Source organism: Streptococcus sp. 27098_8_22 (assembly GCF_041432415.1).
Classification (GTDB): Bacteria; Bacillota; Bacilli; order Lactobacillales; family Streptococcaceae; genus Streptococcus; species Streptococcus pseudopneumoniae_M.
The window spans coordinates 239,978-265,360 of record NZ_JAPVZP010000001.1 but is presented as its reverse complement, the minus strand read 5'-3'; the positions used below and the strand labels follow the sequence as shown (position 1 = coordinate 265,360).

Genomic DNA, 25,383 nt, shown 5'->3' with positions numbered 1-25,383 from the left:
AGAAATCAAAATTATAAAAAATTATTTGGTTTAAAGGAGGAAGTTCATAATGGTTAGTAATGTTTTACAGATAAAAAACTTACAAAAGGTATTTAAGGACACTCAGGTAGTTAACCTTAGTTCCTTATCAGTTCAACAAGGTGAGATTTATGGTTTTCTAGGTCCAAATGGAGCTGGGAAAACAACCACCATGAAGATGATTTTGTCTTTGATTTCTCGTACAGATGGGGAGATTGAAGTGTTCGGTCAATCTATAGGTACGGACAAGCAGTATCTTAATCAGATTGGCTCTATGATTGAAGAACCATCTTATTATCCTAATTTGACAGGCTATGAAAATCTCTTGGTCTTTCAAAAAATCCTTGGATTTGATAAGAAAAACATTCAGGAAAGCTTGAAAATTGTGGGGTTAGATCAACCTAAAAACAAGAAAAAATTGGTTAAAGATTATTCTCTGGGTATGAAACAGCGCTTGGCTTTAGCCTTTGCCTTAGTCAAGAAACCGCGTTTGTTGATACTGGATGAGCCAACAAACGGGCTAGACCCAGCAGGGATTCATGAAATTCGGGAACTGATTATCAAGTTGGCAAAAGAACAGGGCATTACTGTCTTCATCTCTACCCATATCCTTTCTGAAGTAGAGCATATCGCTGACCGTGTGGGGATTATCAATCATGGTCAACTGGTTTACGAGGGAGAAATTCGTAAAATTCAGTCCAATAAATGGTTGGAAGTGCGTGGGGATTTTAGAGGTCGACGTGAACCCATTAGCCAAGTGTTATTTGGTTATCCGTGCAAGATCTTAGAGATACAAGAGGATAAACTCAAGCTGACTAACCTTGCCGATCAGGAGATTTCTAGTTTGTTACGAGATTTAATAGTCGAGAAAGTTCCAATTTATGAAGTGAAGCAAGAACAAGAAACCTTGGAATCTATCTTCCTCAACTTAACCAAGGAGTGAGTCTTATGTTGAATAATTTGTCTATTGAATTGCTCAAGGCAAAACGAACCAAATCCTTCCTCATTAGCATACTAGTTATGGGAGTCGGTTTTGCTTGGGCAATTGCAGCCGCTAAACGCTACCTAAGTAATCCAGACATGCACCAGATTAACCTAATTTTCTATATGATAAAAGAAGTAAATGGCTTGATTCTCCCTATCGTGATTGCTCTCTTTGTATCCCGGATTGTCAAGAACGAGAAGGAGGGCAACACTTTCAAACTGCTTTTGGCAAATGGTGAAAATGTACGGCATATCTTTCTGAGTAAGCTTGGCCTGACTATGTTCGTTTTGACCTTTCTCGCTATTTTGGAGGGAGTAGTAGTCCAGTTGATTGCAAACTTTTCTGGTCTAGAAATGCCTGTTAGCCTAATCCTCTGGCAAATCGTCATTTTCTTGCTAGCATCTTTTGTCTTAACCTGTCTGTTTTTGACTTTGCAGTTTTTACTGAAAAAGCAGGCATTGATAATGGCATTAGGGATTTTCGGAGGATTTCTTGGAGTTGGATTTGGTCATGCAACAGCTTTTCTACAGCTGATTTTCCCATTTGGTGGTATAGCATATCTGTCTCTGGTGGATTACCAGAAAGTCGCCAGTCAAGTGAGTTATGTTTTGGCGACAAACCTAGGATTTAAACTCTTTACATATTTGCCAATAGCCCTAATCTATCTCTTCTTATCTCTCTATCTAGTTGAAAAGAAAGGAGGCAAGCTATGATGTCTTATCTATCAGTAGAATGGCGGAAAACCCAAAAATTTTCCATGTTGATGATTGGTATTTTCTTCTTAGCTTTTTGTAGCCTGATTGGTCTTGGTATTTACTTAGGTGCAGCTTATTCTATGGTTGCAGAAAGTGAAAAAGTGCCTGTTTTATGGGGACAATTGACCTTCTATTATAGCCAGCTTTTCTTTCCGATTTTGGTCAGCATTTATGTAGCCATGATGTTAGGAAAAGAGTTTGATAGGAAAAATATTGAATTTCTCAGAGCTAATAATGTCAGTCTTGGGAAATTATTGTTGGCAAAAGAAATAGTAATTATCTTGTTTATTGCTGTTTTACAGTTGTTCTTGTTTGGTATTTTTTATGTCAGTGCTCACCTAATTCATTTAGAAATTTCTAATTTGTTCACCTACCTTAAGTGGGATTTATTGGGGATTTTTGGAACAATTAGTATGATGGCAGTACAGTTTTTTGTGACAGCTAAAACTCGTGTTTTTAGTAAATCTGTGGGAATTGGTTCTATTGGTACTTTCGTAGGATTCATGATGATTTTTGTATCTGATAAATTATCTTTAATCTATCCCTACTCCCAAGCTATGGTGGCAATGCGGTCACGGAATTTGATAGACTTTAATTTAGTGGAAATATTGCTGTTTATCATTGTAAATATTCTTCTGTGGGGGATTTTTCATACATTGAGTAATAAAGAATTGCATAAGTAATGCGAAGACTCTTCGGAGTCTTTTTATTGTGATAAAAGCTCCAAGCTTTATCTGGTATGCTTGACTTAGTTTTTATAGAAAGAAGGTCAAAGATGTTAAATAAAGTCAATACTAAATCCTTAATTAGTGTTGGAGTAGTGGCTGCAACTAGCTTTATTCTCTGCAATCTTGACAGTAATCAGACATCAAAAACCGCTCTGCTGAGCGATTTTAATGTATCCATTTCTTCTACAACACCCAAGTACGAATGGCATGAGCAACGCCTGATTCGTCATTAGATTTAGTGATGTATTTGGCGATTTTTTTGAGTTCTGGATTTCCGTTTTCCATAACAACGGGGTTACCAACAACTTCAAGCATGGCACGGTCATTTTCCTCGTCACCGATAGCCATAGTTTCATCCTTGTTCAAACCGAGTTTCTCAGCTAAGTGAGTGATAGCTGAACCCTTGTCTACACCCTTTTTGAGAAGTTCGAGGTAGAAAGGAGCAGATTTGTTGATAGAGTAGCGGTCGTAAAATTCTGCTGGAATCTTTTCAATCGCAGCATCGAGAATTTCCGGTTCATCGATAAACATACACTTGACGATTTCCTTATCAGCCATTTCTTCAGGTGTACGATAGAAGATGGGCATGCTGACGAGGGTTGATTCGTGAACAGTGTATTTTCCGATATTGCGATTGGCTGTGTAGATGCCATCCTTGGTAATAGCATGCATATGGACACCGAGCTTACGACTGAGGAATTCCATATCTAGATAATCTTCGTAAGTCAAGGATTCGCTGATAATTTCATGACCTGTAGCGGTTTCTTGAACAAGGGCACCATTGAAGGTCACAACATAGTCACCCTCATCTCTTAAGTTCAATTCGTCTAAAAGTTTGGCAACACCTGCAATGGGACGGCCAGTTGCAATCATAACTTTAACACCAGCTTGTTTGGCATCTTGGATGGCAGAAAAGACTTCTGGAGTGATTTCCTTTTGACTGTTGACAAGGGTTCCATCGATATCGACGGCGATTAGTTTAATACTCATATAGTTCCTCTTTTAGTTTTTATTTGGTTTAAAATGATCGTTTTCAATCAAGTGTAAAAATTGCTGAGTGATGCTTGCAAAGATGCTGTTTTGATCCAACATTTCTTTTGGGAAGTAGAAACGATTATCTCCGTGGCGACTGCCAGCAAGGGATTGAACGATAGGAGAAAGGCTAGAGAGTTCTGCTAGTTCTCCATTTTTTTGTATAATCTCAATCTGAGTTCGTGGGTTTTCAGATTCAGGGCGATAGATATCATAAGGAAGGTCAAAGTTCTTATGAATAGCTGTGTAATATTCGGGCTCAAAGCCGATATCTTCTACCATTTTTCTCATAGATGCAAGCTGTTCTTGATCTTCTTGTGAAAAGGTGATTGATTTAAAGACCTTGCGATTGACAAAGCGTTGTGACAGGTCAGCTAAAATCTTGTCAGAACTGGTCATCCAGAGTTGGAAATAGGTATTCATAACTCCGTCATCCAAAGATAGATAGTCAGCTAAGCTAACATTTTTTTCGAAAAATGGCAGTAGATGTGGGGATGTAAGTGTAAAGAAGTCCTTGTTTCCTGGATAAAGTTCTTTAGCACGTTTCAAAAGATTCTGCAGAAGTACTTCCATAGCACGTGTTGCTGGATGGAAATATACCTGCATATACATTTGATAGCGACTAAGAACATAGTCTTCGATGGCATGCATCCCGTTTCGTTGAAAAGCAATTCCGTTTTCGATAGGGCGAATAACTCGTAAGATACGTGTTAGGTCAAATTCCCCATAAGAAGCCCCTGTAAAATAGGAGTCACGTAAGAGATAGTCCATGCGGTCTGCATCGATTTGACTCGAAATCAATTGAACCACCTGCTTATTTGGATAAGTATGGTCTATAACACTAGCTACCTTTTCAGGGAAGTCTGGAGCTACTTGTAAAAGAACCTGGTGAATCTCTGTTTCGGGGCTTTGGATAATTTCCTGCGTAATCGCCTCATGATCGGTATCAAAGAGATTTTCAAAGGTATGCGAGTAGGCACCATGTCCTAAGTCATGAAGGAGGGCTGCAGTCATGGTTAGGAGGGACTCCGAGGAATCCCATTCTTTAGGATACTTTTCCTCAAAAATCTCGGTGATTCGACGTGCAATCTCGTAAACACCTAGACAGTGAGAGAAACGACTATGTTCTCCACCATGAAAGGTATAACTGGATGTTCCGAGCTGCTTGATACGACGAAGCCGTTGAAATTCTTTGGTATTGATTAAGTCGTAAATGACTTGATTGTTAACGTGGATATAATTGTGAACAGGGTCACGAAATACTTTTTCATTCATAAAACCATTATAGCAAAAAGCTACAGTTTTTGGTAAAATAGTAGGATAAGAGTGAAGAAAGAGGACTTGAAGTGAAGATTCGAATGAGAAATACCATCCAATTTGATGAACAATTGGAAGTGATCGACCAACTTTATGACGTTGAGTTACGTGAGAAAGGTGATTTTTCCTATCTCCTTTTTTACAATGAAGAGAAGGAAAAAGTGGTACTCAAGTTTAATGATACAGAGTTAGTGATGTCTCGATTTTCCAATCCTAAGACCATCATGCGTTTTCTCAAGGATTCTGATAGTTTAGCCTATATTCCTACACCAATGGGGATACAGGAGTTTATCATCCAAACAAGCCATTATCAAGTTGAACAACAAAAGATTGAACTAGCCTATCAACTACAAAACAAAGAAGGAAATCCATTTGCAAACTATCGCTTAGAAATTACCTGGGGGTAAGAAAAAGGTTGGCAATTGCCAACCTTATTTGATATAGAGTTCTTGATTTTTCAAAACAATTTCACGTACACTTGCAAATTTCTTTAGTTTTTTGATTTCTTCGGGATGAGTTACAAGTGTGATAACATAGCCCTCTTTGCCCATACGACCTGTACGTCCAGCACGGTGAGTATAGGTTTCAATATCTCTAGGGACGTCAAAGTTGAGCACACATTCCAGGCTATCAATGTCGATACCACGAGCTAGAAGGTCTGTCGCAAGAAGTAGTGTTAGCTGATTATCTTTGAATTTTTCTAAGATAACTTTTCTAAATTTGACGTTGACATCGCTAGCTAGTGAAACAGCTAAAACATCACGATACTGCAATTTTTCCTCAGCACTTCCAAGGTCTGACAAGCTATTGAAGAATACCAGTCCGCGGAAGTCTTCGACATTTGCCAGTTTTCTAAGCATATCTACTCGATGACGTTGGTCTACTTGCATGTAGAAGTGTTGAATGTTATCCAACTTTTGATCAGAGAGGTCGATGGTGCGCGTGTTAGGCGCAATCTTATCTTGATCAAATTTGGTAGTCGCACTCATGTAAATGAGTTGGTGGTCGCGAGGTGCGTAGTGGGTAATCTTTTCTACAAAGTGGATTTGAGAATCATCTAGCAACTGGTCAAACTCATCAAGAATGATAGTCTCCACATTCATCATCTTGATTTTTTTCAATTTGATCAGTTCGAAGATACGACCGGGAGTTCCGATCAAAATTTCTGGTCCTTTTTTTAGTCGTTCAATTTGGCGTTTCTGACTCGAACCTGACAGAAAGAGCTGAGCAGTCAAGCCAATAGCTTCCCCCCACGTTTTGGTTACCTCAAAAATTTGTCCAGCAAGTTCGGTATTAGGTGCCAAGATCAAGAGTTGCTGTGCTTTTTTCTTTTGGAGACGAAGAAGACTTGGTAGGAGATAAGCAAGGGTCTTACCAGTTCCTGTTGGACTGACTCCAAGGAGGGTTTGGCCGTCTAAAATCGGATCAAAAAGCTGAGTTTGAATGGGTGTGAATTCTTGAAAGCCGAGTTGTTCGGTTAGCTCTTGCCATTCTTTAGGTAGTTTGGTTTTCATTTTTCTGCCTCAAATCTAATGCCAGCAGTCTGGCGCATGGTGTAGAGTAGCTTATGGACGTGTGTTGCATCATCCAACCAAGCTTGGTAAAGTTCTAGGTTTGGCTGCTTGATCATGTTAGCAAAAGCAGCGACCTCCTCAGTCATGGTGTGAGGTGCTTGCTGAATAGGTAGATGTGTTTCATTACCTTGATGATCAGTGAAAATAGCTGATCGAACGTGTTCGATAGTGTTGAGCGTCAGTGTTCCATCTGTTGTATATATTTCGCAAGGCAGATTAGAAGTAATATTTTTACCAGCCTTGATATGGACTTGATAACCGGGATAAGATAAGATACCATCTCCGTTTAAATCAATAGTGTTGTCAAGTTGTTGAGCTTGATAGGTCGCATCGAGTGCTTTTCCAAATAAGCGAACCGCAGCATAGATTGGGTAAATACCTAAGTCCATGAGAGCCCCACCAGCAAAACGGTCTGAGAAAACATTTGGAGTGTTTCCAGAAAGAAGGTCTGGCATCTTAGAAGAATACTTGGCAAAGTTGAGGTCTGCACCTAAAACCTCCTTATCTACTAAAAAGTTTTTAATAGTTGTGAAGGATTCCTCATGATAGTTACGGGCTGCTTCAAAGATAAAACGATGATTCTCCTGAGCTATTTGAATTAACTCTTGCCATTCTTGGGGTTGAGTCACAGCCGGTTTTTCAAGGATAACATGTTTACCAGCAGATAAGGCCTTTTTAGACTGACTATAATGCAGAGAATTGGGACTTGCGATGTAGACAACATCAAATTCAGACTGGAAGAAATCCTCTAAATTATCAAATAGACTAACATCTGTATAGGAACTAGCAAATTGCTGGGCAGTCGTAAGCTTTCTTGAATAAACAGCGACCAACTGGAATTCCTGACTAGCATGAGCAGCTTCTATAAAGTAGTGACTGATCGCACCAGTACCGATAATACCAAGTTTAAGCATGAAATCTCCTTTTTTACAAGTAATAACTGCTTTCATTATATCACAGATAGACTAAACTAGCCAAAGGGAGACAATTCTTTTATTTGACACTTCGAATTTTCATCAAAAAATGGTACAATAGATTCAGAAAAAATAGGAGTGTAGTATGAGATTATTACCTATGAGAAAAATTTCTCGTCATTCAAAAAGATTGGCGCTTTTTTTGACTTTTTGTGCGGGCTATGTAGATGCCTATACCTTTATCATACGTGGGAATACTCTAGTTGCAGGTCAAACGGGTAATGTCGTTTTCCTTTCCGTTGGTCTCATTCAAGACAATGTTTCAGATGCCAGTGCCAAGGTAATGACCTTGATTTCCTTTATGGTAGGTGTTTTCCTCTTGACAGTCTATAAAGAAAAGTTACGGTTTGTAAGAAAACCAATTCTATCCCTTATTCCACTAGCAATTTTATCTTTGATTATAGGATTTGTTCCCTTGACGGTTGATAATATATACATAGTACCACCATTAGCCTTTTGTATGGGACTTGTAACAACAGCATTTGGAGAAGTTTCAGGAATCGCATATAACAATGCTTTTATGACTGGTAATATCAAACGAACCATGTTAGCGTTTGGGGAATATGTTCGCACAAAACATACTCCTTTTTTACGAGAAGGTCTTATCTTTGTCAGTCTACTATCTAGCTTCGTTCTCGGAGTTATTGTATCAGCTTATCTGAGTATTTCTTATAAAGAAAAAACAATTTTAGGGATTCCAATCATGATGAGTATTTTTTATCTAAGTATGCTTTTTGCATCTTGGAGGAAAAATGTTGGAGAAAAAGTTTAAATTCGATGATTAATACTTGTCAAAAATTAGGAATCATGCTATACTTGAAGAGTTGACTATGCACAATCCTGTGCAACCGCACGAACATCGTTGCTTGATTTTCAAGTGTAAGTGGTTCGTCCCACGATGCTAGGCGAGTCTTCACAAAAATACGGGGGGAACCCCAAAAAATCATAGGAGGTGCATAATGAGCACATACGCAATTATCAAAACTGGCGGAAAACAAGTTAAAGTTGAAGTTGGTCAAGCAGTCTACGTAGAAAAATTGAACGTTGAAGCTGGTCAAGAAGTTACTTTTAACGAAGTTGTTCTTGTTGGTGGTGAAAACACTGTTGTCGGAACTCCACTTGTTGCTGGAGCTACTGTAGTTGGAACTGTTGAAAAACAAGGAAAACAAAAGAAAGTTGTTACTTACAAGTACAAACCTAAAAAAGGTAGCCACCGTAAACAAGGTCACCGTCAACCATATACAAAAGTTGTCATCAACGCAATCAACGCTTAATTTTAAGGAGAACACATGATACAAGCAGTCTTTGAGAGAGCCGAAGATGGCGAGCTGAGGAGTGCGGAAATTACTGGACACGCCGAGAGTGGCGAATACGGCTTTGATGTCGTGTGTGCATCGGTTTCTACGCTTGCCATTAACTTTATCAATTCCATTGAGAAATTTGCAGGCTATGAACCAATCTTAAAATTAAACGAAGATGAAGGTGGCTATCTTATGGTTGAAATTCCCAGAGATCTTCCTTCTCACCAGAGAGAAATGACACAATTATTCTTTGAATCATTTTTCTTAGGTATGGCAACCTTATCGGAGGACTCTTCTGAGTTCGTCCAAACCAGAGTTATCACAGAAAACTAACACGGAGGAAAACATTATGTTAAAAATGACTCTTAACAACTTGCAACTTTTCGCCCACAAAAAAGGTGGAGGTTCTACATCAAACGGACGCGATTCACAAGCTAAACGTCTTGGAGCTAAAGCAGCTGACGGACAAACTGTAACAGGTGGATCAATCCTTTACCGTCAACGTGGTACACACATCTATCCAGGTGTAAACGTTGGACGTGGTGGAGACGATACTTTGTTCGCTAAAGTTGAAGGCGTAGTACGCTTTGAACGTAAAGGTCGCGATAAAAAACAAGTTTCTGTTTACCCAATCGCAAAATAAAAAGGTCCAGTGAACCTTTTTATCCCGAGCCTTGAAATGTAAAGGCGAGGAAGCTAGAAGTAGCATTAAATAAGGCTTTCCGAGTTTTCGGGGAGCCTATTTTTTTGTTTTGATACCCACGCTGATACCCAGAATGATTTTTTATGTAAAATTTTTGTACAATATCATCGGTTTAATTTCTTATTTTATAAAAGTTGAATACTATTGTATATACCAATTAAGCCTGTCTTTCTTTACCCAATCGCAAACAAAAAATGTACAGTAAAAATTTTTGTTGCAAGCCTTAAAATTACAGGCTAGGAAGATTGTTACTAGCTTTGATAAGTATGATAATTCTAACTGCTATAACCACAGTTATCGTCTTTAATATCAAGATAGTTCTGGGCCTAATTTTTTTATAGGATTGGCTATTAGTAAGAAATATGGTATAATATAGGGTGAGACCTTCTTAATAAATAGTGAAAGAGTATAAAATGAAAAAAATTGTCATTAACGGTGGGAGACCATTGAAAGGTGAAATTACGATTAGTGGCGCTAAGAATAGTGTCGTTGCCTTGATTCCTGCCATTATTTTATCAGATGATGTTGTGATTTTGGATTGCGTTCCGGACATCTCTGATGTAGCTAGTCTTATTGAGATTATGGAAATCATGGGAGCTAGTGTCAAGCGTTATGAAGATGTTCTTGAGATTGATCCTCGTGGTGTTCAAAATAAACCAATGCCTTATGGTAAAATTAATAGCTTGCGTGCGTCTTATTATTTCTATGGTAGTCTTTTAGGACGTTTTGGTGAAGCAACTGTAGGTTTGCCTGGAGGGTGTGACCTAGGACCACGTCCGATTGATTTGCACTTAAAAGCATTTGAAGCTATGGGAGCTAAGACAACCTACGAGGGAGATAATATGAATCTCTCAACCCAAGGATCAAGTCTACATGGTGCGCATATCTATATGGATACTGTTAGTGTTGGTGCAACAATCAATACGATGCTAGCAGCAGTAAAAGCTAAAGGTCGAACAGTTATTGAAAATGCTGCTCGCGAACCTGAAATCATTGATGTGGCTACATTATTAAACAATATGGGAGCTCACATTCGTGGAGCAGGTACAGATATGATTATAATTGATGGTGTGGATAGCTTGCACGGGACACGCCACCAAGTCATCCCTGACCGTATCGAAGCAGGCACATATATTTCGATGGCAGCTGCAGTAGGTCATGGGATTCGAATTAATAATGTACTTTATGAGCATTTAGAAGGATTTATTGCTAAACTTGAAGAAATGGGCGTTCACATGACTGTTTCTGAAGACAGTATTTTCGTCGAAGAGCAAACAAATCTAAAGGCTGTTAATATTAAGACAGCTCCTTATCCAGGTTTCGCAACAGATCTTCAACAGCCTATTACTCCATTGCTATTAAAAGCAGAAGGTCGTGGCACATTGATTGATACAATCTATGAAAAACGTGTCAACCATGTTTTTGAATTAGCCAAAATGAATGCAGATATTTCAACAACAAACGACCACATACTTTATAAGGGTGGAAATCCTTTGCAGGGTGCAAAAGTTAAGGCAACAGACCTACGTGCTGGAGCTGCCTTAGTTATTGCTGGCTTGATGGCTGAAGGAAAAACAGAGATTACCAATGTTGAATTCATCCTTCGAGGCTACTCGAATATTATCGAAAAATTGCGTAATCTTGGAGCAGATATTGAGCTAATCGAAGATTAGCAATTTGAGGATTGCAATGAATATCTGGACTAAATTAGCAAAATTTTCTTTCTATGAGACGGAACGTTTATATTTCCGTCCCTTCTTTTTTACAGATGTAGATGATTTTCATCAACTTGCATCAGATCCTGAAAATCTTCAATTTATCTTTCCTACACAAGCAAGTATTGAAGAAAGTCAGTATGCTCTTGCCAATTATTTTATGAAATCACCTTTGGGGATTTGGGCTATTTGTGATAAAAAAGAGCAAAGAATGATTGGAGCTATCAAGTTTGAAAAGCTTGATGAAATTAAGAAAGAAGCAGAAATTGGCTATTTTTTAAAGAAAAACTATTGGTCTCAGGGTTATATGACTGAAGCAGTTACCAAATTACGAGATTTATCCATGAACGAGTTTGCATTGAAGCAACTTTCGATTGTGACACATCTAGAAAATGTTGCTAGTCAGAAAGTAGCAGAGAAATCAAATTTTGTTCTTTATCGTCGTTTTAAAGGTAGCGATCGTTATACCCGAAAGATGCGGGATTATCTAGAATTCCGTTATACAAAAGGAAATCTAAATGAGTAAACACCAAGAAATATTAGCCTACTTGGAAGAATTACCAGTTGGGAAGCGTGTCAGTGTTCGTAGTATTTCAAATCGGCTGGGAGTAAGTGATGGTACGGCATATCGAGCTATCAAAGAAGCTGAAAATAGGGGACTTGTTGAAACACGTCCTCGAAGTGGAACAGTACGTGTAAAGTCAAAAAAAGTAGCTATTGAGAGATTAACGTTCGCAGAAATTGCAGAAGTCACAGGCTCGGAAGTTTTAGCTGGTCAAACTGGATTGGATAGAGAATTTAGTAAATTCTCCATTGGAGCGATGACTGAAAAGAATATTCTTTCTTATCTTCATGATGGCGGCTTACTTATCGTAGGAGATCGAACACGTATTCAGTTATTAGCACTTGAAAATGAAAATGCTGTCTTGGTAACAGGTGGATTTGAAGTTCATGAAGATGTTTTGAACCATGCTAATAAAAAAAATATTCCAGTATTGCGCAGTAAACATGATACATTTACAATTGCGACTATGATCAATAGAGCTTTGTCTAATGTTCAGATTAAAACAGATATTTTAACGGTTGAAAAAATCTATCGTACCAGTCATGAATATGGTTTTCTACAGGAAACGGATACTGTCAAAGATTATTTAGACTTGGTTCGTAAGAATAGAACGAGCCGTTTCCCTGTCATCAATCAGCATCAGGTTGTTGTTGGTGTAGTTACTATGCGTGATGCTGGAGATAAATCACCTGGTACAACGATAGATAAGGTCATGACAAGGACAGTCTATATGACTGGTTTAGCGACGAATATCGCTAACGTTAGCCAGAGAATGATTGCTGAAGACTTTGAAATGGTACCTGTTGTGAGAAGCAATCAAACCTTACTTGGTGTCATTACTAGACGGGATGTCATGGAAAAGATGAGTCGCTCTCAAGTTTCAGCTTTACCAACATTTTCAGAACAGGTTGGTCAGAAGTTATCTTACCACCATGACGAAGTTGTCATTACGGTTGAACCATTTATGTTGGAAAAAAATGGAGTCCTTGCAAATGGAGTTCTTTCGGAAATATTGACCCATATGACGCAAGATCTGGTTGTGAATAGCGGACGTAACCTTATCATTGAACAAATGTTGATTTATTTCTTACAAGCTGTTCAGATTGATGATACCTTGCGGATTCAGGCTAGAATTATTCATCATACAAGAAGATCAGCTATTATTGACTATGACATTTATATCAATCATCAAATCGTATCAAAAGCAAATGTTACTGTAAAAATTAATTAAAACTAGGAGAAAACATGATTACATTAAAATCAGCTAGAGAAATCGAAGCAATGGATAAAGCTGGCGATTTTCTTGCCAGTATTCACATCGGTTTGCGTGACATCATCAAACCAGGTGTAGATATGTGGGAAGTAGAAGAATATGTGCGTCGTCGTTGTAAAGAAGAAAATTTCCTTCCACTACAAATCGGTGTTGATGGGGCAATGATGGATTATCCTTATGCCACTTGCTGTTCACTCAATGACGAAGTAGCCCATGCTTTTCCACGCCACTATATTTTGAAGGAAGGCGATTTGCTGAAGGTTGATATGGTTCTTGGTGGGCCAATCGCTAAGTCTGACCTCAATGTTTCTAAACTCAACTTTAACAACGTTGAGCAGATGAAAAAATATACTCAAAACTTTACGGGCGGCTTGGCAGATTCTTGTTGGGCATACGCTGTTGGTAAACCGTCAGAAGAAGTTAAAAACTTAATGGACGTGACCAAGGAAGCTATGTACATTGGTATTGAAAAAGCTGTTGTAGGAAACCGTATTGGAGATATTGGAGCTGCTATTCAGGAATATGCTGAAAGTCGTGGTTACGGCGTTGTTCGTGATCTTGTAGGACACGGTGTTGGTCCAACTATGCATGAAGAACCAATGGTTCCTAACTATGGTATCGCAGGTCGCGGTCTCCGCCTTCGTGAAGGCATGGTTTTGACAATCGAACCTATGATCAATACAGGTGATTGGGAAATCGATACAGATATGAAAACAGGCTGGGCACATAAAACAATCGATGGTGGACTATCATGTCAGTACGAGCATCAGTTTGTTATTACTAAAGATGGGCCTGTAATCTTGACAAGTCAAGGTGAAGAGGGAACTTATTAATCAAAAAAGGAGCTGAGCTCCTTTTTTGATTCTTTCAAGTTGAAAATAAATTTGCGTAGCGGATTTCTTACAAACGTTTTCTTTTATAGTAAAATAAAAGATAACTATATGAAAGAAGGTTCTTAATTGGAAAGTATTTTATTTTTTATTTCTGTCTTTATAGCTGGAGTCTTGTCATTCTTTTCTCCCTGTATCTTTCCCTTGTTACCAGTCTACGCAGGTGTTCTGCTAGATGATCAAGAGGAGTCAAGGACATTTCGTTTTTTGGGTAAAGATGTTGCCTGGTCAGGATTGATTCGGACACTCTGTTTCATTGCGGGGATCTCTCTCATCTTCTTTATTCTTGGATTTGGAGCAGGATTCCTTGGGAATTTACTTTATGCTGACTGGTTCCGTTATGTCATGGGAATCATGATTATTATACTGGGTTTGCATCAGATGGAAATTCTTCACTTACAAAAATTAGAGGTACAAAAAACAGTAACATTTAAGCAAAAACAGTCTAGCAAATATTTGTCGGCCTTTTTACTGGGTATCAGCTTCAGCTTTGGCTGGACTCCATGTATAGGCCCAGTTTTAAGTTCTGTTTTAGCACTGGCTGCCTCAGGAGGAAATGGAGCTCTTCAGGGAGCCTTATTCACCCTCATTTACACTCTCGGAATGGCGCTTCCATTTTTAGTTCTAGCCTTGGCATCAGGTCTTGTCATGCCTTATTTTAGTAGAATCAAATCCCACATACTTTTATTGAAGAAAATTGGTGGTTTATTGATCATTCTCATGGGAATTTTATTAATGTTGGGACAATTAAATATCTTATCTGGAATGTTAGGATAAAAGGAGTTATCTATGAAAAAAATTATCTATTTTGGACTTAGTTTCTTATCTCTCTTTCTTCTGATTGCTTGTGGCAAAGAAGAAAAAAAATCAAGTCAGGAAAATCAAACGACTCAAACACAGCAGCAAGCAACTGTGAAGCAAGTGGCTGTAGGAGCAGAAGCACCGGACTTTACGCTTCAATCGATGGATGGAAAAGAAGTGAAATTATCTGATTTTAAAGGTAAAAAAGTTTATCTTAAATTTTGGGCATCTTGGTGTGGACCATGTAAGAAGAGTATGCCAGAATTGATGGAGCTTGCTGCTAAGGAAGATCGTGATTTCGAAATTTTATCTGTCATTGCGCCAGGGCTTCAAGGTGAAAAAACGATAGACCAATTTCCAAAGTGGTTTGAAGAACAAGGTTATAAAGACATCCCTGTTTTATATGATACAAAAGGAGCTGTTTTTCAAGATTATCAAATTCGAAGCATCCCTACAGAGTATCTAATTGATTCACAGGGTAAAATTGCTAAGATTCAATTAGGTGCGATTAGTAACGCAGATGCAGAAGCAGCTTTTGCTCAAATGAAATAAAGTAATGAAATATAAAAATGTCTAGACAAATCGTCTAGACATTTTTTCTAACATAAATTAGTTTTTTGAAGCTGCTTGGAATTCAGGGTTTTTCCAAGCTTCATCAATAATAGCTTGCAATTCTTTTGCTGAAGCTTGCATTTTTTGAGTTTCAGCATCGTTCAATGGGATGTTCACTGGACGTACAATACCGTGTGCTCCAACAACAGCTGGTTGACCGATGAAGACGTCTTTGATTCCGTATTGGCCTTCTTGGAATACAGAAAGTGGAAGTACTGCATTTTCATCATCAAGGATTGCTTTTGTGATACGAGCAAGAGCAACGGCGATACCGTAGTATGTTGCACCTTTTTTGTTGATGATTGTGTAAGCAGCGTCACGAACACCTTCGAACAATTCGATCAATTCAGTTTCTTGAACGTTTTGAGTGTCCTTAAGGAATTCTTCAAGGTTAACACCAGCAATGTTAGCGTGTGACCAAACGGCAAATTCTGAGTCACCGTGTTCACCCATGATGTAGGCGTGAACTGAACGAGCGTCTACATCCAATTTTTCAGCAAGGGCTTGACGGAAACGAGCTGAGTCAAGAGAAGTACCTGAACCGATAACACGTTCTTTAGGGAATCCTGAGAATTTCCATGTAGAGTATGTCAAAATGTCAACTGGGTTAGCAGCTACAAGGAAGATACCGTCAAATCCTGATTCAACAACTTGTGTTACGATTGATTTGTTGATTGCAAGGTTTTTACCAACAAGATCAAGACGAGTTTCACCTGGTTTTTGAGGAGCACCAGCAGTGATAACTACAAGGTCAGCGTCCGCACAGTCAGCGTATTCAGCTGCATAGATTTTTTTAGGTGAAGTGAAAGCAAGGGCGTGGCTAAGGTCAAGAGCGTCACCAACAGCTTTTTCGTGTAATTGAGGAATTTCAATGATACCAAGTTCTTGGGCAATTCCTTGGTTAACAAGAGCAAAAGCGTATGATGATCCTACGGCACCGTCACCGACAAGGATAACTTTTTTGTGTTGTTTAGTAACTGTCATTTGTCTAAACATCTCCTTTATTTTTTAAGGGCTTCCCCCGTTTAGTTTCATTGTATCACTTTTTAATAGCTTTGTCACGGATATAACATCCACTTGGCTATGTAAACGTTTTAGTCGTATTGTAACACTGAAATAAGTGACAAACTATGGTATAATATAACTAGTTACTAATAGTGAAATGAGGCATTTGTTAATGCAAGATAAAAATTTAGTGAATGTCAATCTGACAAAGGAGATGAAGACCAGCTTTATTGACTACGCCATGAGTGTTATCGTATCGCGGGCCCTTCCTGATGTTCGAGATGGTTTGAAACCAGTTCATCGTCGTATTCTATACGGTATGAACGAATTGGGTGTGACACCAGATAAACCTCATAAGAAATCTGCTCGTATTACAGGGGATGTCATGGGTAAATACCATCCGCACGGTGACTCATCTATCTACGAAGCTATGGTTCGTATGGCTCAATGGTGGAGTTACCGTTACATGCTTGTAGATGGGCATGGGAATTTTGGTTCCATGGATGGTGATGGTGCTGCAGCTCAGCGTTATACTGAAGCGCGCATGAGCAAGATTGCACTTGAGATGCTTCGTGATATCAATAAAAACACCGTTGATTTTGTAGATAACTATGATGCCAATGAACGTGAACCTGTTGTTCTACCAGCTCGTTTCCCAAATCTTTTGGTCAATGGTGCTACAGGGATTGCCGTTGGTATGGCGACCAATATTCCGCCACATAACTTGGGTGAAACCATTGATGCAGTGAAGTTGGTTATGGATAATCCAGAAGTTACAACCAAAGAATTAATGGAAGTACTCCCTGGGCCTGACTTCCCAACTGGTGCCCTTGTTATGGGGAAATCAGGGATTCATAAGGCCTATGAAACAGGAAAAGGCTCCATTGTTCTTCGTTCCCGCACAGAAATCGAGGAAACAAAAACTGGTCGAGAACGTATCGTTGTAACAGAATTTCCATACATGGTTAATAAGACTAAAGTCCATGAGCATATTGTGCGTTTAGTTCAAGAAAAACGTATTGAAGGAATCACAGCTGTTCGTGACGAATCTAACCGTGAGGGTGTTCGCTTTGTTATCGAAGTGAAGCGTGATGCCTCTGCCAATGTTATCTTGAACAACTTGTTCAAGATGACTCAAATGCAAACTAGCTTTGGATTTAACATGCTGGCTATCCAGAATGGTGTTCCAAAGATTCTCTCTCTTCGTCAAATCTTGGATGCTTATATTGAGCACCAAAAAGAAGTGGTGACTCGTCGTACTCAGTTTGATAAAGAGAAAGCTGAAGCGCGTGCGCACATCTTAGAGGGTTTGTTGATTGCTCTGGACCACATTGACGAAGTCATTCGTATCATTCGTGCCAGTGAAACGGATGCAGAAGCCCAAGCTGAATTGATGAGCAAGTTTAAGTTATCTGAACGTCAAAGTCAAGCAATTCTCGATATGCGTCTACGTCGTTTGACAGGTTTGGAACGTGACAAGATTCAGTCGGAATATGATGAACTCATTGCCTTGATTGCTGACTTGGCAGACATTCTTGCAAAACCAGAACGCGTAGCGCAAATCATCAAGGAAGAATTGGATGAGGTCAAACGTAAGTTTGGCGATCCACGTCGTACTGAGTTGATGGTTGGTGAAGTCTTGACGCTTGAAGATGAAGACTTGATTGAAGAGTCTGATGTTCTCATCACTCTATCAAATAAAGGTTATATCAAACGTTTGGACCAAGACGAATTTACAGCTCAAAAACGTGGTGGACGAGGCGTTCAAGGAACTGGAGTTAAGGACGATGACTTTGTGCGTGAATTGGTTTCAACCAGCACTCACGATCATTTGCTATTCTTTACTAATAAAGGACGTGTTTATCGTCTTAAGGGATATGAAATTCCAGAATACGGTCGTACAGCAAAAGGTTTGCCAGTTGTCAATCTTTTGAAACTAGACGAAGATGAAAGCATTCAAACCATTATCAATGTTGAGTCAGAACGTAGTGACGATGCTTACCTCTTCTTTACGACTCGTGCTGGTATTGTTAAGAGAACCAGCGTTAAAGAATTTGCAAACATTCGTCAAAATGGTCTCAAAGCCTTAAATCTGAAAGATGAGGATGAGTTGATTAATGTCTTACTAACTGAAAAAGACACAGATATCATCATCGGAACCAGATTAGGTTATGCAGTTCGTTTCAATCAGTCTTCAGTTCGTAGTATGAGTCGTATTGCCACTGGTGTTAAAGGGGTAAAACTTCGTGAAGGTGATGCTGTAGTTGGAGCGAGAGTGATTACTGATCAAGATGAAGTCCTTATCATTACTGAGAAAGGATACGGTAAGCGCACAGTTGCGACTGAATACCCAACAAAAGGTCGTGCCGGTAAGGGAATGAAAACAGCCAATATTACTGAAAAAAATGGTCCTCTGGCTGGTCTCTTAACAGTAAACGGTGACGAAGACTTGATGATTATCACTGACACAGGTGTCATGATTCGAACAAATGTAGACAATATTTCACAAACGGGGCGTTCAACTATGGGAGTAAAAGTGATGCGTCTAGATCAAGATGCTAAGATTGTGACTTTTACAAGTGTTGCAGCAGCAGAAAAAGAAGAAGTTGGGGCAGAACAGGAAACAGAAAGTGAAGCATAATGTCTCAAAAAAAGAATCAAAGTAAAAAAAATAAACGTAAGAATCTACTGATTAACATATTGGCAGGATTTCTAATCTTGTTATCCATCGCTTTAATCTTCAATGCCAATATTCGTGATATGTTCATGATTTGGAACACTAATAAGTATCAGGTCAGTCAGGTGACCAAGGAAGAGATTAAAGAGAACAAAGAAACAGAAGGAAATTTCGATTTTGACTCTGTAAAATCACTTTCCTCGGAGGCTGTCTTATCAGCTCAGTGGAATTCCCAGCAACTTCCGGTAATTGGAGGGATTGCTATTCCCGAGCTTGAAATGAATCTACCAATATTTAAGGGACTCGATAATGTTAACCTTTTTTATGGTGCTGGGACAATGAAAGCCAATCAGGTAATGGGGGAAGGAAATTATTCTCTAGCAAGTCACCGTATCTTTGCAGGTGAAAATGCAGACAAGAAATTATTCTCTCCTCTTGCTCGTGCTGAGAAAGGGATGAAAATTTATCTCACTGATAAAGAAAAAGTCTATACATACGAGATTGAAGAAGTTAAAATTGTAACTCCTGATCGCGTAGATGTAATTGACGATCGTGATGGGATTAAAGAGATTACCTTGGTAACCTGTGAAGATGCTAATGCAGTTGAGAGAATTATTGTTAAAGGGAATTTGACAGAGATAAAATCTTATGCAGAAACTCCATCAGATATCTTAGAAGCCTTTAATAAACCCTATAAACAATTTTATGAATAGTAGAAGAGGTTGGGACAAAAGAGCCTGACCTCATTTTTTATTAGCAATCAAACTTTGACGCGGTAGCTGATTGAACTTTTTGTTCGTCTTTTAGACTCCAAAAAGCTCCTAATCATCCTCGCGGGGCTGGGACTACGAAATCGAGACTTTGTCTATCGATTTCTGTCCCACCGCCTTTTCTTGTCAATTTCAGAAAATAGATAGGAAAAATACTTTTCAATTTTGGTAAAAAGTAGTATAATGTTTCTATTATAGAAATTTTTAGAAAATTCCGAAAGAGGTTTGTTATGGGATACACAGTTGCTGTTGTCGGCGCTACGGGTGCAGTTGGTGCTCAAATGATCAAAATGTTGGAAGAATCAACTCTTCCGATCGATAAGATTCGTTACCTTGCGTCTGCACGTTCTGCAGGAAAGGTCTTACAATTCAAAGGTCAAGATGTGACCATCGAGGAAACAACAGAAGATGCTTTTGAAGGGGTTGATATAGCTCTCTTCTCAGCTGGTGGATCAACTTCTGCAAAATACGCACCTTATGCTGTAAAAGCAGGAGCAGTCATCGTAGATAACACTTCTTACTTCCGTCAAAATCCAGATGTACCATTGGTTGTTCCTGAAGTGAATGCTCACGCCCTTGATGCTCACAACGGAATCATCTCTTGTCCTAACTGTTCAACAATTCAAATGATGGTGGCTCTTGAGCCAGTCCGTCAAAAATGGGGCTTGGACCGTATCATCGTATCAACTTATCAAGCAGTTTCAGGTGCTGGTATGGGAGCAATTCTTGAAACCCAACGTGAGCTTCGTGAAGTCTTGAATGACGGTGTTAATCCACGTGATGTGCATGCGGAAATCTTGCCTTCAGGTGGCGATAAGAAACACTATCCAATTGCCTTCAATGCTCTTCCACAAATTGATGTTTTCACTGATAATGACTACACTTACGAAGAAATGAAGATGACCAATGAAACCAAGAAAATCATGGAAGACGATAGCATTGCCGTATCAGCAACATGTGTGCGGATTCCAGTCTTGTCAGCTCACTCTGAGTCAGTCTACATTGAAACTAAAGAAGTGGCACCAATTGACGAAGTGAAAGCTGCGATTGCTGCCTTCCCAGGTGCTGTCCTTGAAGACGACGTTGCTCACCAAATCTATCCTCAAGCAGTAAATGCTGTTGGTTCACGTGATACATTTGTTGGACGTATCCGTAAAGACTTGGATGCAGAAAAAGGTATTCATATGTGGGTAGTTTCAGACAATCTTCTAAAAGGTGCTGCTTGGAACTCAGTTCAAATCGCAGAAACACTTCACGAACGTGGTCTAGTACGCCCAACAACTGAATTAAAATTTGAATTGAAATAATGTGTAGGAGTTCATTTGAACTCCTTCTTTAAAATAGAGAGGTGTTTTGTATGTCTTATCAAGATTTAAAAGATTGTAAAATTATCACGGCCTTTATTACTCCTTTTCATGAAGATGGGTCAATCAATTTCGATGCCATTCCAAAGTTGATTGAACATTTATTAGCACATCATACAGACGGAATTCTCCTAGCAGGAACAACTGCTGAGAGTCCGACTCTAACTCACGATGAGGAGTTGCAGTTGTTTGCGGCTGTTCAAAAGGTTGTCAATGGCCGTGTTCCTTTAATCGCTGGTGTTGGTACCAATGATACACGAGACTCTATTGAGTTCGTCAAAGAGGTAGCAGAGTTTGGCGGTTTTGCGGCTGGTCTTGCGATTGTTCCTTACTACAATAAACCATCCCAAGAAGGTATGTACCAACACTTTAAAGCTATTGCAGACGCATCTGATTTGCCTATTATAATCTATAACATTCCAGGTCGTGTAGTTGTAGAAATGACTCCAGATACCTTACTTCGTTTGGCGGAACATCCGAATATCATTGGTGTTAAGGAATGTACAAGCCTTGCCAATATGGCTTATTTGATTGAGCATAAGCCAGAAGAATTCTTGGTATACACTGGTGAGGATGGAGATGCCTTCCATGCTATGAACCTTGGTGCAGACGGAGTTATATCTGTTGCTTCCCACACAAATGGGGATGAGATGCATGAAATGTTCACTGCAATCGAAGAAAGTGATATGAAGAAAGCGGCAGCTATTCAACGTAAATTTATTCCTAAAGTTAATGCTCTATTCTCTTACCCGAGTCCGGCACCTGTTAAGGCAGTACTCAACTATATGGGATTCGAAGCTGGGCCTACTCGTCTACCTTTGGTTCCTGCGCCTGAAGAGGATGCTAAACGCATTATCAAGGTTGTTATTGATGGGGATTACGAAGCAACCAAGGCAACTGTCACCGGAGTTCTTCGTCCTGATTACTAAAATTTTCATTATTAATAATAGAAACTTTCTAAACAAGTCAATTTGTTGGGAAGTTTTTTTCTTTTTTACGAATAAATAGATAGAGAGAAAAACAAGGAGTCTATCATGAAGATTAAGATTGATAATTTTGAGATTTATAAGTTGAAACAAGCAGGTCTAAGTAATCAACAAGTGTTAAAGGTTCTTCAATATGGAGAAATCTATGATCAAGAATTAACCCTAGAAACGATAGCAGAAGCATCAGAGTGTCGAAATCCAGTGGTTTTTATGGAACGTTACCATAAACTCACCTTCGAAAGTATGGAGAGATTAAGAAGTGACTTTGAAAAATTTCCCTCTTTTTCCATCCTAGACGATGTCTATCCCTTTGCTCTCAGTGAAATCTATGATGCTCCAGTATTGTTATTTTATAAGGGCGATTTAAATCTCTTAAAGTTACCTAAGATTGCAGTTGTGGGCAGTCGCTCTTGTAGTCAAACAGGGACAAAATCAGTCCGTAAGGTTATTGAAGAACTGGAGAATGAGCTGGTGATTGTGAGTGGGCTTGCTAGAGGGATTGATACTGCAGCTCATATGTCTATTCTTCAAGGTGGTGGAAAAACCATTGCAGTCATTGGGACTGGCTTGGATGTTTACTATCCACGTTCCAATAAACGATTGCAGGACTACATCGGTGAATATCATTTGCTACTGAGTGAATATGGACCGGGTGAAGAACCTTTGAAATATCACTTTCCAGCAAGAAATCGAATCATTGCTGGCCTATGTATAGGTGTCATCGTTGCTGAGGCAAAGATGAGATCTGGTAGTTTGATTACCTGTGAGCGAGCTATGGAAGAAGGAAGAGATGTCTTTGCTATTCCAGGTAGCATTTTAGATGGTCGTTCAGATGGTTGTCATCACTTGGTTCAGGAAGGCGCAAAACTTGTTTCAAGTGGTCAGGATGTGCTAGCAGAATTTGAATTTTAAGAACTAGCAAGGTTTTATCGGTTAAACTTTTCTTCTATATATAGGAGTTAAGTCTTGACAGGTTTTTAAAAATGGTTTACACTTTATAAAGTTTATTACTTTGAAAAGGTGTGATACTGTGGCTACGGCAACAAAGAAGAAAAAATCAACAGTTAAAAAAAATCTAGTAATTGTGGAGTCGCCTGCAAAGGCTAAAACGATTGAAAAATACCTAGGTAGAAATTATAAGGTTTTAGCCAGTGTTGGTCATATTCGTGATTTGAAAAAATCCAGTATGTCAGTCGATGTAGAAAATAATTATGAACCCCAATATATCAATATTCGTGGGAAAGGTCCTCTGATCAATGACTTGAAAAAAGAAGCTAAAAAAGCCAATAAAGTCTTTCTCGCAAGTGACCCGGACCGCGAAGGAGAAGCAATTTCTTGGCATTTGGCTCATATTCTCAATCTAGATGAAAATGATGCTAACCGTGTTGTTTTCAACGAGATTACCAAGGATGCGGTAAAAAATGCTTTTAAAGAGCCTCGTAAGATTGACATGGATTTGGTGGATGCCCAACAAGCTCGTCGTGTTTTGGACCGTTTGGTAGGTTATTCCATTTCACCAATTCTTTGGAAGAAGGTCAAAAAGGGCTTGTCAGCTGGCCGTGTTCAGTCTGTTGCGCTCAAGTTAATCATTGACCGTGAAAATGAGATTAATGCATTTCAACCAGAAGAATATTGGACTATTGATGGAGTCTTTAAAAAGGGGACTAAGCAATTCCAAGCATCCTTCTATGGAATGAATGGCAAGAAGATGAAATTGACAAGCAATGAAGAGGTCAAAGAAGTCTTGTCTCATCTATCCAGCAAAGACTTTACAGTTGATCAGGTAGATAAAAAAGAACGCAAGCGTAACGCTCCACTCCCTTATACTACCTCAACTATGCAGATGGATGCAGCTAATAAAATCAATTTCCGTACTCGAAAGACTATGATGGTTGCCCAGCAACTCTATGAAGGGATTAATATCGGTACGGGCGTCCAAGGTTTGATCACCTATATGCGTACAGACTCGACTCGTATCAGTCCAGTTGCTCAAAATGAAGCTGCAAACTACATTAACGAACGTTTTGGCAGTAAGTATTCTAAGCATGGCAGCAAGGTAAAGAATGCGACTGGTGCTCAGGATGCCCATGAGGCTATTCGCCCATCAAGTGTCTTTAATACACCTGAAAAGATCGCTAAATACTTAGATAAAGACCAACTTAAGCTTTATACACTTATCTGGAATCGCTTTGTAGCGAGTCAGATGACGGGTGCTATCTTTGATACCATGGCTGTGAAGCTTTCTCAAAATGGAGTTCAATTTGCAGCGAATGGTAGTCAGGTTAAATTTGATGGTTACTTGGCTATTTACAATGATTCAGATAAGAATAAGATGTTGCCGGATATGGCAGTTGGTGATGTCGTCAAGCAGGTCAATAGTAAGCCTGAGCAACACTTCACTCAACCACCAGCCCGATATTCGGAAGCAACACTGATTAAGACCTTGGAAGAAAATGGTGTTGGACGTCCATCAACTTATGCACCTACCATTGAAACTATTCAAAAGCGCTATTATGTGCGTTTGGCAGCCAAGCGTTTTGAACCGACAGAGTTGGGAGAAATTGTTAACAAGCTCATCGTTGAATATTTCCCTGATATCGTCAATGTAACCTTTACAGCAGAAATGGAAGGTAAACTGGATGATGTCGAAGTTGGAAAAGAGCAGTGGCAACGAGTCATTGATGAATTTTACAAACCCTTCTCTAAGGAGGTTGCCAAAGCCGAAGAGGAAATGGAAAAAATCCAAATCAAGGATGAGCCAGCAGGATTTGATTGTGAAGAGTGTGGCAGTCCGATGGTCATTAAACTTGGTCGTTTTGGTAAGTTTTATGCTTGTAGCAATTTCCCAGATTGCCGTCATACACAGGCTATCGTGAAAGAGATTGGTGTTGAGTGTCCAAGCTGTCATCAAGGTCAAATTATTGAACGAAAAACCAAGCGTAATCGTATCTTCTATGGTTGCAATCGCTATCCAGAATGTGAATTTACTTCTTGGGACAAGCCTGTTGGCCGAAATTGTCCAAAATGTGGAAACTTCCTCATGGAGAAAAAAGTCCGTGGTGGCGGTAAGCAGATCGTTTGTAGCAATGGTGATTACGAAGAAGAAAAAATCAAATAAAAAAATGAGTCCTGAAAGTAAATTTCAGGCTCTGCTAAATTCCCAAACTAACTTCCATCGCCAATAAAAGTGGAAGTTAATCTGATAAAAATCCTAAAAACCAGTGGAAAACCGTGTCAGGGTAAGTTCCACTGGTTTTACTAATGCTTGATTTCATCGCTTTTGTAGCCGAAAGGAATCGAAAAAAAGAGCGCACAAAATCCTCTCATCTGAAAGCGTT

Annotated in this window: 25 protein-coding genes, 1 pseudogene and 1 other annotated feature; of the genes and pseudogenes, 21 read left to right on the top strand and 5 right to left on the bottom strand. The window is 39.2% G+C overall.

What is annotated here, in order from left to right; genetic code table 11:
* Positions 1-49: 49 nt before the first annotated feature.
* The 4 genes and pseudogenes from O3633_RS01350 to O3633_RS01335 all read left to right on the top strand — a co-directional run.
* Entirely contained in the window at positions 50-961 is a 912-nt protein-coding gene (locus O3633_RS01350; protein WP_371620122.1) for an ABC transporter ATP-binding protein, read from the top strand.
* A gap of 5 nt (positions 962-966) precedes the next feature.
* Positions 967-1,716: an ABC transporter permease gene (locus tag O3633_RS01345; RefSeq protein ID WP_371620121.1), complete on the top strand. Its 750-nt coding sequence runs from the start codon at positions 967-969 to the stop codon at positions 1,714-1,716.
* The gene (locus O3633_RS01340) at positions 1,713-2,441 is read left to right on the top strand and encodes an ABC transporter permease (RefSeq protein ID WP_006149384.1); all 729 of its coding nucleotides are present in this window, start codon (positions 1,713-1,715) and stop codon (positions 2,439-2,441) included. The genes O3633_RS01345 and O3633_RS01340 overlap by 4 nt, the downstream gene beginning before the upstream one ends.
* Positions 2,442-2,533: 92 nt before the next feature.
* Positions 2,534-2,602 (top strand): annotated as a pseudogene (locus O3633_RS01335) (peptidylprolyl isomerase); the annotation flags it as partial.
* 67 nt (positions 2,603-2,669) lie between these two features.
* Here the strand turns inward: O3633_RS01335 and yidA are convergent.
* Positions 2,670-3,476: a sugar-phosphatase gene (gene yidA / locus O3633_RS01330; RefSeq protein WP_371620120.1), complete on the bottom strand. Its 807-nt coding sequence runs from the start codon at positions 3,474-3,476 to the stop codon at positions 2,670-2,672.
* Positions 3,477-3,488: 12 nt separating this feature from the next.
* Positions 3,489-4,793, bottom strand: a complete 1,305-nt coding sequence (locus tag O3633_RS01325; RefSeq protein WP_371620119.1) for an HD domain-containing protein — start codon at positions 4,791-4,793, stop codon at positions 3,489-3,491.
* A gap of 71 nt (positions 4,794-4,864) precedes the next feature.
* Between O3633_RS01325 and O3633_RS01320 the strand changes: the two genes are divergently transcribed.
* A complete protein-coding gene (locus tag O3633_RS01320; RefSeq protein ID WP_371620118.1) occupies positions 4,865-5,242 on the top strand; it encodes a YwiB family protein in 378 nt (125 codons plus the stop codon).
* 24 nt (positions 5,243-5,266) lie between these two features.
* Here O3633_RS01320 and O3633_RS01315 read toward each other — a convergent pair whose 3' ends face one another.
* Both O3633_RS01315 and O3633_RS01310 read right to left on the bottom strand, forming a co-directional pair.
* On the bottom strand, positions 5,267-6,349 hold the full coding sequence (locus tag O3633_RS01315) for a DEAD/DEAH box helicase (protein WP_371620117.1): 1,083 nt from the start codon (positions 6,347-6,349) through the stop codon (positions 5,267-5,269).
* On the bottom strand, positions 6,346-7,323 hold the full coding sequence (locus O3633_RS01310) for a Gfo/Idh/MocA family protein (RefSeq protein ID WP_371620116.1): 978 nt from the start codon (positions 7,321-7,323) through the stop codon (positions 6,346-6,348). Before O3633_RS01310 ends, O3633_RS01315 begins: the two co-directional genes overlap by 4 nt.
* 145 nt (positions 7,324-7,468) lie before the next feature.
* Between O3633_RS01310 and O3633_RS01305 the strand changes: the two genes are divergently transcribed.
* The 10 genes from O3633_RS01305 to sdbB all read left to right on the top strand — a co-directional run bounded on the left by O3633_RS01305 (position 7,469) and on the right by sdbB (position 15,183).
* Positions 7,469-8,155 carry a YoaK family protein gene (locus O3633_RS01305; protein WP_371620115.1) on the top strand — a complete coding sequence of 229 codons (687 nt, stop codon included), beginning with the start codon at positions 7,469-7,471 and terminating at the stop codon, positions 8,153-8,155.
* A gap of 64 nt (positions 8,156-8,219) precedes the next feature.
* Positions 8,220-8,306, top strand: a sequence feature (ribosomal protein L21 leader region).
* Between the two features lie 36 nt (positions 8,307-8,342).
* On the top strand, positions 8,343-8,657 hold the full coding sequence (gene rplU, locus O3633_RS01300) for a 50S ribosomal protein L21 (RefSeq protein WP_000109141.1): 315 nt from the start codon (positions 8,343-8,345) through the stop codon (positions 8,655-8,657).
* A gap of 15 nt (positions 8,658-8,672) precedes the next feature.
* On the top strand, positions 8,673-9,017 hold the full coding sequence (locus O3633_RS01295; RefSeq protein ID WP_049503223.1) for a ribosomal-processing cysteine protease Prp: 345 nt from the start codon (positions 8,673-8,675) through the stop codon (positions 9,015-9,017).
* A 16-nt stretch (positions 9,018-9,033) separates the two neighbouring features.
* Positions 9,034-9,327 carry a 50S ribosomal protein L27 gene (gene rpmA / locus O3633_RS01290; RefSeq protein WP_000916509.1) on the top strand — a complete coding sequence of 98 codons (294 nt, stop codon included), beginning with the start codon at positions 9,034-9,036 and terminating at the stop codon, positions 9,325-9,327.
* Between the two features lie 473 nt (positions 9,328-9,800).
* The gene (murA, locus tag O3633_RS01285; RefSeq protein WP_371620114.1) at positions 9,801-11,060 is read left to right on the top strand and encodes a UDP-N-acetylglucosamine 1-carboxyvinyltransferase; all 1,260 of its coding nucleotides are present in this window, start codon (positions 9,801-9,803) and stop codon (positions 11,058-11,060) included.
* Between the two features lie 16 nt (positions 11,061-11,076).
* A complete protein-coding gene (locus O3633_RS01280; RefSeq protein ID WP_371620113.1) occupies positions 11,077-11,628 on the top strand; it encodes a GNAT family N-acetyltransferase in 552 nt (183 codons plus the stop codon).
* Positions 11,621-12,898, top strand: a complete 1,278-nt coding sequence (gene spxR, locus O3633_RS01275) for a CBS-HotDog domain-containing transcription factor SpxR (RefSeq protein WP_371620112.1) — start codon at positions 11,621-11,623, stop codon at positions 12,896-12,898. The genes O3633_RS01280 and spxR overlap by 8 nt, the downstream gene beginning before the upstream one ends.
* Positions 12,899-12,912: 14 nt before the next feature.
* Positions 12,913-13,773 (top strand): methionyl aminopeptidase, encoded by an 861-nt coding sequence (locus O3633_RS01270; RefSeq protein ID WP_049525847.1) that lies wholly within the window; start codon positions 12,913-12,915, stop codon positions 13,771-13,773.
* Positions 13,774-13,899: 126 nt separating this feature from the next.
* The gene (ccdA2, locus tag O3633_RS01265) at positions 13,900-14,607 is read left to right on the top strand and encodes a thiol-disulfide oxidoreductase-associated membrane protein CcdA2 (protein WP_371620111.1); all 708 of its coding nucleotides are present in this window, start codon (positions 13,900-13,902) and stop codon (positions 14,605-14,607) included.
* A gap of 12 nt (positions 14,608-14,619) precedes the next feature.
* Positions 14,620-15,183, top strand: a complete 564-nt coding sequence (gene sdbB / locus O3633_RS01260; RefSeq protein ID WP_049549427.1) for a thiol-disulfide oxidoreductase-associated lipoprotein SdbB — start codon at positions 14,620-14,622, stop codon at positions 15,181-15,183.
* A 57-nt stretch (positions 15,184-15,240) separates the two neighbouring features.
* Here sdbB and O3633_RS01255 read toward each other — a convergent pair whose 3' ends face one another.
* Positions 15,241-16,227: an L-lactate dehydrogenase gene (locus tag O3633_RS01255; RefSeq protein ID WP_049529431.1), complete on the bottom strand. Its 987-nt coding sequence runs from the start codon at positions 16,225-16,227 to the stop codon at positions 15,241-15,243.
* A 193-nt stretch (positions 16,228-16,420) separates the two neighbouring features.
* Here O3633_RS01255 and gyrA point away from each other — a divergent pair, with 193 nt between their 5' ends.
* The 6 genes from gyrA to topA all read left to right on the top strand — a co-directional run bounded on the left by gyrA (position 16,421) and on the right by topA (position 25,163).
* Positions 16,421-18,889, top strand: a complete 2,469-nt coding sequence (gene gyrA / locus O3633_RS01250; RefSeq protein ID WP_371620110.1) for a DNA gyrase subunit A — start codon at positions 16,421-16,423, stop codon at positions 18,887-18,889.
* Entirely contained in the window at positions 18,889-19,638 is a 750-nt protein-coding gene (locus tag O3633_RS01245; RefSeq protein ID WP_371620109.1) for a class A sortase, read from the top strand. The genes gyrA and O3633_RS01245 overlap by 1 nt, the downstream gene beginning before the upstream one ends.
* A 287-nt stretch (positions 19,639-19,925) precedes the next feature.
* Positions 19,926-21,002, top strand: a complete 1,077-nt coding sequence (locus O3633_RS01240) for an aspartate-semialdehyde dehydrogenase (RefSeq protein WP_371620108.1) — start codon at positions 19,926-19,928, stop codon at positions 21,000-21,002.
* A 50-nt stretch (positions 21,003-21,052) separates the two neighbouring features.
* Entirely contained in the window at positions 21,053-21,988 is a 936-nt protein-coding gene (gene dapA, locus O3633_RS01235; protein WP_000121596.1) for a 4-hydroxy-tetrahydrodipicolinate synthase, read from the top strand.
* Between the two features lie 111 nt (positions 21,989-22,099).
* A complete protein-coding gene (gene dprA / locus O3633_RS01230) occupies positions 22,100-22,957 on the top strand; it encodes a DNA-processing protein DprA (protein WP_371620399.1) in 858 nt (285 codons plus the stop codon).
* Positions 22,958-23,075: 118 nt separating this feature from the next.
* Positions 23,076-25,163: a type I DNA topoisomerase gene (gene topA / locus O3633_RS01225; RefSeq protein WP_371620107.1), complete on the top strand. Its 2,088-nt coding sequence runs from the start codon at positions 23,076-23,078 to the stop codon at positions 25,161-25,163.
* Positions 25,164-25,383 lie beyond the last annotated feature (220 nt).

Coding starts and splice junctions, on each gene's coding strand:
- O3633_RS01350 (WP_371620122.1), top strand. CDS start 50: ATGGTTAGTAATGTTTTACAGATAAAAAACTTACAAAAGGTATTTAAG.
- O3633_RS01345 (WP_371620121.1), top strand. CDS start 967: ATGTTGAATAATTTGTCTATTGAATTGCTCAAGGCAAAACGAACCAAA.
- O3633_RS01340 (WP_006149384.1), top strand. CDS start 1,713: ATGATGTCTTATCTATCAGTAGAATGGCGGAAAACCCAAAAATTTTCC.
- yidA (WP_371620120.1), bottom strand. CDS start 3,476: ATGAGTATTAAACTAATCGCCGTCGATATCGATGGAACCCTTGTCAAC.
- O3633_RS01325 (WP_371620119.1), bottom strand. CDS start 4,793: ATGAATGAAAAAGTATTTCGTGACCCTGTTCACAATTATATCCACGTT.
- O3633_RS01315 (WP_371620117.1), bottom strand. CDS start 6,349: ATGAAAACCAAACTACCTAAAGAATGGCAAGAGCTAACCGAACAACTC.
- O3633_RS01310 (WP_371620116.1), bottom strand. CDS start 7,323: ATGCTTAAACTTGGTATTATCGGTACTGGTGCGATCAGTCACTACTTT.
- O3633_RS01305 (WP_371620115.1), top strand. CDS start 7,469: ATGAGATTATTACCTATGAGAAAAATTTCTCGTCATTCAAAAAGATTG.
- rplU (WP_000109141.1), top strand. CDS start 8,343: ATGAGCACATACGCAATTATCAAAACTGGCGGAAAACAAGTTAAAGTT.
- O3633_RS01295 (WP_049503223.1), top strand. CDS start 8,673: ATGATACAAGCAGTCTTTGAGAGAGCCGAAGATGGCGAGCTGAGGAGT.
- rpmA (WP_000916509.1), top strand. CDS start 9,034: ATGTTAAAAATGACTCTTAACAACTTGCAACTTTTCGCCCACAAAAAA.
- murA (WP_371620114.1), top strand. CDS start 9,801: ATGAAAAAAATTGTCATTAACGGTGGGAGACCATTGAAAGGTGAAATT.
- O3633_RS01280 (WP_371620113.1), top strand. CDS start 11,077: ATGAATATCTGGACTAAATTAGCAAAATTTTCTTTCTATGAGACGGAA.
- spxR (WP_371620112.1), top strand. CDS start 11,621: ATGAGTAAACACCAAGAAATATTAGCCTACTTGGAAGAATTACCAGTT.
- O3633_RS01270 (WP_049525847.1), top strand. CDS start 12,913: ATGATTACATTAAAATCAGCTAGAGAAATCGAAGCAATGGATAAAGCT.
- sdbB (WP_049549427.1), top strand. CDS start 14,620: ATGAAAAAAATTATCTATTTTGGACTTAGTTTCTTATCTCTCTTTCTT.
- O3633_RS01255 (WP_049529431.1), bottom strand. CDS start 16,227: ATGACAGTTACTAAACAACACAAAAAAGTTATCCTTGTCGGTGACGGT.
- gyrA (WP_371620110.1), top strand. CDS start 16,421: ATGCAAGATAAAAATTTAGTGAATGTCAATCTGACAAAGGAGATGAAG.
- O3633_RS01245 (WP_371620109.1), top strand. CDS start 18,889: ATGTCTCAAAAAAAGAATCAAAGTAAAAAAAATAAACGTAAGAATCTA.
- O3633_RS01240 (WP_371620108.1), top strand. CDS start 19,926: ATGGGATACACAGTTGCTGTTGTCGGCGCTACGGGTGCAGTTGGTGCT.
- dapA (WP_000121596.1), top strand. CDS start 21,053: ATGTCTTATCAAGATTTAAAAGATTGTAAAATTATCACGGCCTTTATT.